This window comes from Ruminococcus callidus ATCC 27760, assembly GCF_000468015.1.
Taxonomy (GTDB): domain Bacteria; phylum Bacillota; class Clostridia; order Oscillospirales; family Ruminococcaceae; genus Ruminococcus_C; species Ruminococcus_C callidus.
Window position 1 is genome coordinate 1 of the sequence record NZ_KI260447.1, and the last position, 7,654, is coordinate 7,654.

The 7,654-nt window shown below is 52.5% G+C and carries 7 protein-coding genes, 2 tRNA genes and 1 riboswitch; all 9 genes read right to left on the minus strand.

Annotated features, from left to right (window positions below; translation table 11 throughout):
• Nucleotides 1–131: 131 nt before the first annotated feature.
• Nucleotides 132–764: a folate family ECF transporter S component gene (locus tag RUMCAL_RS14725; RefSeq protein ID WP_051343812.1), complete on the minus strand. Its 633-nt coding sequence runs from the start codon at nt 762–764 to the stop codon at nt 132–134.
• A 100-nt stretch (nt 765–864) separates the two neighbouring features.
• A riboswitch (THF riboswitch) is annotated at nt 865–969 on the minus strand.
• A gap of 75 nt (nt 970–1,044) precedes the next feature.
• Nucleotides 1,045–2,208 (minus strand): phosphoglycerate dehydrogenase, encoded by a 1,164-nt coding sequence (locus tag RUMCAL_RS10365; RefSeq protein ID WP_021682816.1) that lies wholly within the window; start codon nt 2,206–2,208, stop codon nt 1,045–1,047.
• 15 nt (nt 2,209–2,223) lie between these two features.
• Nucleotides 2,224–3,309 carry a 3-phosphoserine/phosphohydroxythreonine transaminase gene (gene serC / locus RUMCAL_RS10370; protein WP_021682817.1) on the minus strand — a complete coding sequence of 362 codons (1,086 nt, stop codon included), beginning with the start codon at nt 3,307–3,309 and terminating at the stop codon, nt 2,224–2,226.
• Between the two features lie 241 nt (nt 3,310–3,550).
• On the minus strand, nt 3,551–4,231 hold the full coding sequence (locus RUMCAL_RS10375; protein ID WP_021682819.1) for a hypothetical protein: 681 nt from the start codon (nt 4,229–4,231) through the stop codon (nt 3,551–3,553).
• A gap of 111 nt (nt 4,232–4,342) precedes the next feature.
• The gene (locus tag RUMCAL_RS10380; protein ID WP_021682820.1) at nt 4,343–5,038 is read right to left on the minus strand and encodes a leucine-rich repeat domain-containing protein; all 696 of its coding nucleotides are present in this window, start codon (nt 5,036–5,038) and stop codon (nt 4,343–4,345) included.
• A 45-nt stretch (nt 5,039–5,083) separates the two neighbouring features.
• The gene (typA, locus tag RUMCAL_RS10385; RefSeq protein ID WP_021682821.1) at nt 5,084–6,904 is read right to left on the minus strand and encodes a translational GTPase TypA; all 1,821 of its coding nucleotides are present in this window, start codon (nt 6,902–6,904) and stop codon (nt 5,084–5,086) included.
• Between the two features lie 180 nt (nt 6,905–7,084).
• A tRNA-Tyr gene (locus RUMCAL_RS10390) sits at nt 7,085–7,169 on the minus strand.
• Between the two features lie 27 nt (nt 7,170–7,196).
• Nucleotides 7,197–7,272: transfer RNA gene (locus RUMCAL_RS10395), tRNA-Thr, on the minus strand.
• Between the two features lie 132 nt (nt 7,273–7,404).
• Nucleotides 7,405–7,654, minus strand: a 250-nt coding sequence (locus RUMCAL_RS16300; protein WP_021682822.1) for a hypothetical protein, incomplete at its 5' end; no start/stop codon positions are given.

Here is a 7,654-nt window from a genome sequence, read left to right on the forward strand (position 1 = left end):
GACGCATCTGTCGCACAATCTTTGTGCGGTATTACCTTAAACAAAAACCACCCGACACAGTACTTTTCCAGAGTAAAAAGTACCGTGTGCGGGTGGTTTTCATTTATACGGAAGTTGTGGGTTGCCTGAAATTATCCAGCCACTTTTGGCGATACCGACCGCCGGAAAATGTGCTGGTAGGCTTTCAGTGCCACCGGCAGCAGAATGAACAGCAGCGGCAGGTCTATCGCCAACTCGATGACATTCTTTGCCACACGTGCCACGATCGCCGCACCATACGCCTCCTGCGGAATAAAGCCGTAGTGCAGATTCAGCTTGGTCTGGATCAGCAGGTTGATGATGACAACGTCCGCCAGTCGTGCCACGATCGCACGGAGATACAGGGTGATGTCCGTAGTCTTGCCGGTCTTGTTGCTGACAAACTGAATGCTGTGACCACTCCACTTCTGATACAGGAACAGCCCGTAGAACAGCCCCTGTAAACCGCCGACCAGCACATATGCCGGCAGGAAGCCGCCGCTGGGGTGTGCCAGATAGCCCACGATGTCGCAGGCAAAACCTGCCATCATTCCCATGCACGGACCGAACAGCATGCCGATAATGGCGATAGCGAGGAACGCAAAGTTCAGCTTGGCAAAACCGATGTCAATGGAAAACATCTCGATGACCATGGAAACAGCCACCAGCAGCGATGTAGTCACCAGACTGCGAACCTTGGTGAATTCCTTTGCGGAATCCGTAAATACAGACAAAAAATCTCTCATGAAAAAATACCTCCTTTGCCTTGCGGCAGTACAAAACGTTTCTGCTTCGTGCAGCATAAGAGGTGTTTTCTCTGAGAGATTTCTGACTTCTTATGATACATTCAGCGGGATGCGGAAACCGTACCGCAAGCGATCGTTCTCGCTTTTCGTCCCGACAGCAACTCCCCGTCTGACGGACACTTAACGCACGATTTCCTACTCTGGAAATGCAATCTATTCGGTGCTTTCACACCGTTTCAACCCGAAAATTCGGGCAGATGCCAAAGGCTATACGCACAGATCACTTTTCGATCACACGTACACGGAGTACGCCGTCGATAGCAGTCAGTGCTTCGATCATGCCGTCGGTTACGCCGTCAATATCCAGAATGGTATACGCGTAATCCTTCTTGCTGGCATTGGTCATGTTCTCAATGTTGGCACCGGCTTCGCCAATGACAGAAGTCAGGGCAGAAATCATTGCCGGCACATTCCGGTGAATGACGCAAACCTTGGTGTACACTGCCTGAAGCTGTGCATTCGGCAGGTTGACACTGTTGCGAATATCGCCCTGTTCCAGATAAGCCATCAGCTCATCGGCAGCCATGCTTGCACAGTTGTCCTCGCTCTCCGGTGTCGATGCACCCAGATGCGGGGTAGCAATGATGTGCTTGGCGTTGCAGGTCTTGGCATTGGGGAAGTCGGTGCAGTAGTAAGCCACCTTGCCGCTTTCCAATGCAGCGATCATATCCTCATCGTTGACCAGTTCGCCGCGGGCATAGTTCAGCACGCGAACGCCGTCCTTCATCTTTGCGATCGCGGCAGCGTTGATCATGCCCTCTGTGTCCTTGTTGAACGGTACATGAATGGTCAGATAATCTGCGGCAGCGAATACGTCGTCCTGTGTCTTTACGACCGTTACCGACGGATCCAGACGCAGTGCAGCACCAACGGACAGGAACGGGTCTGTACCAACGACCTTCATGCCCAGTGCCACAGCGGCATTTGCCACCAGTGCACCAATGGCACCCAGACCGATAATGCCCAGTGTCTTGCCCTTGATCTCCGGACCGGCGAACTGGCTCTTGCCCTTTTCCACCTGCTTTGCCACAGAGGTTTCGCCGTCTTTCAGGGTTGCTGCCCATGCCATTGCCTCCGGAATCTTACGGGAGGAAATGAGCAGACCGGTGAGCACCAGTTCCTTTACGGCATTGGCGTTTGCACCCGGTGTATTGAATACGCAGATACCAGCCTCCGAGCAGCGATCCAGCGGAATGTTGTTCACGCCGGCACCGGCACGGGCAATGGCTTTCAGGTTATCCCCGAACGAGGTATCGTGCAGCGATGCACTGCGAACCAGAATTGCGTCCGGATCCTTGGCATCGTCCGAAATGGTATAAGCATCACAGAACCGGTCTGTGCCTGCCTTGGAAATCTTATTGAGTGTCTGAATGGAATATTTCATTATGCTGTCCTCTCCTCAAGCGTTGTCTGCTTCAAACTGCTTCATGAATGCAACCAGCTTTTCTACGCCCTCGATCGGCATTGCGTTGTAGATCGATGCACGCATGCCGCCAACGGTGCGGTGACCCTTCAGGTTCACGAAGCCGGCAGCAGTTGCTTCCTTGATGAACTTCGCATCCATGTCCTTGTCGCCGGTAACGAACGGTACATTCATCAGAGAACGGTCTTCCTTGCGGACAGTACCCTTGAACAGCTTGCTCTCGTCCAGGAAATCATACAGCACCTTTGCCTTGGCGATATTCCGCTTCTGCATTTCTTCCAGACCGCCCATTTTCTTGAGCCACTTGAAGACCTTGCCGCAGATGTAGATGCCATAGCAGGGCGGAGTGTTGTACAGAGAATCTGCGTCTGCCTGTGTCTTCCATGCCAGCATGGTGGGGGTGTTTTCCACAGCCGGCTTTTCCGGAATCAGGTCTTCGCGGATAATGGCGATAACGACACCGGCAGGTCCCACGTTCTTCTGTACGCCGCCGTAGATCACGCCGTACTTGGTCACATCGACCGGCTCACTCAGGAAGCAGGAGGACACGTCAGCGACCAGCGTCTTGCCCTTGGTGTTGGGCAGCTTCTTATATTTTGTACCATAAATGGTGTTATTCTCACAGATATACACATAATCTGCATCATCATCGATGGGCAGATCGGAGCAGTCCGGAATGTAGGAGAAGGTTTTATCTTCCGAAGAAGCCACCTTGACAGCCTTACCGTACTTCTGGGCTTCCTGATAAGCTTTCTTTGCCCACTGACCGGTAACGATATAGTCTGCTACGCCGTTCTTCATGAGGTTCATGGGAACTGCTGCAAACTGCTGAGAGGCACCGCCCTGGAGGAACAGTACCTTATAATTATCGGGGATTCCCATCAGGTCACGCAGATCCTGTTCTGCGGTCTTGATGATCTCATCAAAAGCGGCACTGCGGTGGCTCATTTCCATTACGGACATGCCAGTACCCTGATAATCCAACATTTCATCGGCTGCTTCACGCAGAACCTCCTCCGGCAATACCGCAGGGCCTGCACTGAAATTGTATACTCTATGCATTGTCAATACCCTCCTGTGGAAAAAAGCATACAGCTTATCCTACTGCTTTCATTTTTTCCAAAACTTTTCCGCATTTTCATTGAAAATTGCAACACGGTACTTTCTATTATACGCTTTTTCGGCGAAATTGTCAAGCATTTCACAGGGAAATCATGAAAATCCATTTTGGAAATGTCTTTTCAGCCAAAACAGATGCACGTTTTACGCGGGCAGCCGTACTGCCGTTTGTGTCGGTTTCCGCTTATCCCAGCACGCCGAAGCTGCCGTCTGCCTCTGCCGCCAGAATTTCCAGACTGTCCAGAATGGTGATCTCCTCGCCGTCGCTGTTCTCGCCCTTCATGGTCACGGCAATATCATAGATCGCATCGGACTGTTCTTCCAGATCCTTGGTGAATTCCTCGCCGAATGCCTGTGTATAGGCGTTCAGGTACTCCTGCACAAAATTGGTATCTTCCTCGAAGTCCTCCGCCAGCACTTCCTGTGCCTGTGCCAGTTCCAGACTCTGAATGGTAAAGTTATCGGTGCCGGCATAGTTCACCAGATTCTGGTGCAGCTGTTCCATGCTGTTCTCCAGTCCGTAGCCGTACTGCTCTTGCAGCAGGCTCTCCAACGATGTCCGGTACAGCGGGTTGATCTGCTCCAGATACAGGTCATAGTTCTGGGTGTCCACTGCATAAAAGTACAGGGCGATGGTATTTGCCAGTTCGTCCGGCACCTTGTCCTTATCGTAGGTCAGCTTGTAGTTCATGTTGTCCGGATCGGATTCTGTCACCGGCTCTATGGAATCGGCAGAATCCGCTGTGCTGCTCTCTGCCGCAGAGCTTTCCGCCTTATCTTTCTTTTCGCCGCAGCCGGCTGCACCTGCCGCCATGCCGCATGCCAGCAGCAGAGCCAGTGCCTGTTTCCAGATGTGTTTCATCATGTTTTCCTCCAAAACAAAAAAGCGTGGGCAGCTGCCGGTTTTTCCTACACACCATATGGTTTGTCCTGTAGGGAACTACACCCGCGTTGTCCCACGCTTTGTCTTTATGATTTATCCGAATGTTTTTGTGCTGATGCCGTTGGCAGCTGCCCATGTTTCTATGGCAGAGCCGGACGGGCAAGTAATCGTCACGCCCAGCGGCTCGCTGCCCTCTACCAGTCCCCAGCGGTCATATTCCAGTGACGCATTCGCCACAGTCAGATCAGTCAGGCTGGTACAGCCGGTGAATGCTTCCTCCATGACGGTGGAAACAGTTTCCGGCAGAGAAATGCTGGTCAGTGCCGAACAGCCTGCAAAAGCTGCACGGTCGATCTGTGCCACGGTTTCCGGAATCTGTACGGTGGTCAGACTGCCGCAGTCCATAAACGCACTTTCGCCGATTTCCGACAAGCCCTCCGGCAAAGTCACTTCCGTGAGATTCTGGTTTGCCTCAAAGGCATGGTTGGAAATGGCAGAAACCACATAATTGTCCACGGTAGACGGCACTTCCAAAACGGCTTCCATGCCTTGATAGCCGGTGATGCTGACGGTGCCGTCATCGTTCATCTCATACTGGAACACGTTTGTTTCCGCACTGCTGTCAGTTTCTTCCGGTGCAGTGCTGCTGTCTGCTACCTGTGCCGCAGAGCTGGCGGAATTCGCCGTGCTGCTGGCTGGCTGTTTGTCATCGCCGCAGCCGGTGGCAGACAGTGCAAATGCTGCTGTCAGCAGGGCTGCCCAAAGTGTCTTTTTCCAAAACTGTTTCATATTTTCATTCCTCTCTGAAACGGGGGAACCCAAAAATGCTAGGACTTATTTCTTACCACGCATCTTGGCACGCTGCTGGTTGCTCAGGATCTGCTTGCGGATCCGCAGCGATTTCGGCGTTACTTCCAGCAGCTCATCATCTGCCAGGAATTCCAGACAGTCTTCCAGACTCAGATTGCGGGGCGGTACCAGACGCAGAGCATCATCGCTGCCGCTGGCACGGGTATTGGTCAGGTGTTTCCGCTTGCAGACATTGACTACCAGATCTTCTGCCTTCGGCGATGCACCGACGACCATGCCCTCATACACCGGTACGCCGGCACCGATAAACAGGGAGCCGCGTTCCTGTGCGTTGAACAGACCATAGGTGACAGCTTCGCCGGTTTCGAAAGAGATCAGAGAGCCGGTGCTGCGGCGGGGAATCTCCCCCTTATACGGTGCGTATTCATAGAATACACTGCTCATGATGCCCTCGCCCTTGGTGTCGGTCAGGAATTCGCTCTTGTAACCGAACAGACCGCGGGACGGGATCAAAAATGTCAGACGGGTACGGTTGCCCTGCGGGTGCATATCCTGCAATTCCGCCTTACGGGAGCCCAGCTTTTCCATGACGGAGCCGACACAGTCTTCCGGCACGTCAATGGACAGTTCCTCGATGGGCTCGTAACGCTTGCCGTCTACTTCGTGGAACAGAACACGCGGTGTGGAAACGCCCAGTTCATAGCCCTCACGACGCATGTTTTCGATCAAAATGGACAGGTGCATTTCGCCTCTGCCGGCAACGCGGAACGCATCAGTGCTGTCGGTTTCGGTGACACGCAGAGAAACGTCACGGAGCAGTTCCCGCATCAGGCGGTCACGCAGCTGGCGGGAGGTGACGAACTTGCCTTCCTGACCGGCAAAGGGGCTGTCGTTGACGCTGAAAGTCATTTCCACAGTCGGTTCGCTGATCTTGGTGAACGGCAGTGCTTCGAAGTCGTCCGGTGCACAGACCGTATCTCCGATCGAGATGTTTTCGATACCGCTGATCCAGACAATGTCGCCTACGGTCGCACTCTCTGCCGGCACACGCTGCAAGCCCTGAATTTGCAGCAGGGAAACAATCTTGTTCCGGCGGGTATTTTCCGGATCGTGGTAGTTGCCCAGCAGTACCTGCTGTCCCACCTGAATGGTACCTCTTTCAATTCTGCCGATACCGATTCTGCCCACGTATTCATTATAATCAATGGAGGAGATCAGCATCTGTAACGGTGCGTCCGGATCGCCCTCCGGCGGATTCACATAGGACATAATGGTGTCGAACAGCGGCTTCAGATCCTTGCCCTCACCGTGGGGGTCAAAGCTTGCGGTACCTGCACGGCCGGAGCAGTACAGGAACGGCGTATTCTCCAGCTGTTCCTCGCTGGCATCCAGATCCATCAGCAGTTCCAGCACTTCGTCTGCGATCTCGTCCAGACGGGCATCGGGGCGGTCGATCTTATTGACGACCACAATGATCTTCAGGTTCATTTCCAGAGCCTTGGACAGTACGAAACGTGTCTGGGGCATCGGACCCTCTGCGGCATCGACCAGCAGAATGGCACCGTCTACCATGCTCAGTACACGCTCTACCTCGCCGCCGAAGTCAGCGTGTCCCGGTGTATCAATGATGTTAATCTTGGTATCGCCGTAGCGTACCGAAGTATTCTTTGCCAGAATCGTGATACCGCGTTCCCGTTCCAGATCGTTGGAGTCCATGACACGTTCTGCCACAGCCTGATTTTCACGGAACACACCGCCCTGTTTCAGCATTTCGTCTACCAGCGTTGTCTTACCGTGGTCAACGTGTGCGATAATGGCAACATTTCTCAAATCCTCACGAACCATAATTCTCTCCTCATTCCTATGGTATGGGTTTCGCGAACCGGCATCAAAGCCTGTCCGCCGATTCTGCACAGACAGCACCGTGCAAAGCTTATGCAGGGCTGCCTGATATGTATTGCTCTACAATCCATACACATGCGAAAAAGAAAAACAGGCAAACTCCCGAAGGGTTTGCCTGTTTTCTGGTGGGGGAGGACGGATTCGAACCATCGAAGCTAGAAGCAACAGATTTACAGTCTGCCCCCTTTGGCCACTCGGGAACTCCCCCATGTAACATATGTATGTTGTAGAATATTGGAGCTGGTGGACGGACTTGAACCCCCGACCTGCTGATTACAAATCAGCTGCTCTACCAACTGAGCTACACCAGCACTCGTGTGCTGCAACGATAATTATTATAGCACAACTTCGGGGTACTGTCAAGCATTTTTTTGAGTTTTTTCTTTTTCAAAGTTTCGGAATGTGAAACTTGTCTTTCTAAATCAAAATATAGCTGATTTTAGCTATACAGGAATCTGAAAATAATTTTTGTGGGACAGGCAGTTTGACAGAGAGAGCCTCAGCTGCCGGCACAATTCAGGATTTATCGGGGCGATGTGGGCATCGCCCCCTACTTTATAAATTAGGCTTCCTTGAAAAAGACACCCAAACTGAGCTGACAGCCGCAAGCTGACTGAGAGATTTTGCTGTGAAATCTGCAATTCAAGAAAAAATTTCACCAGAATCCCTCCACCAGCTTCGCTGGTCCCCCTC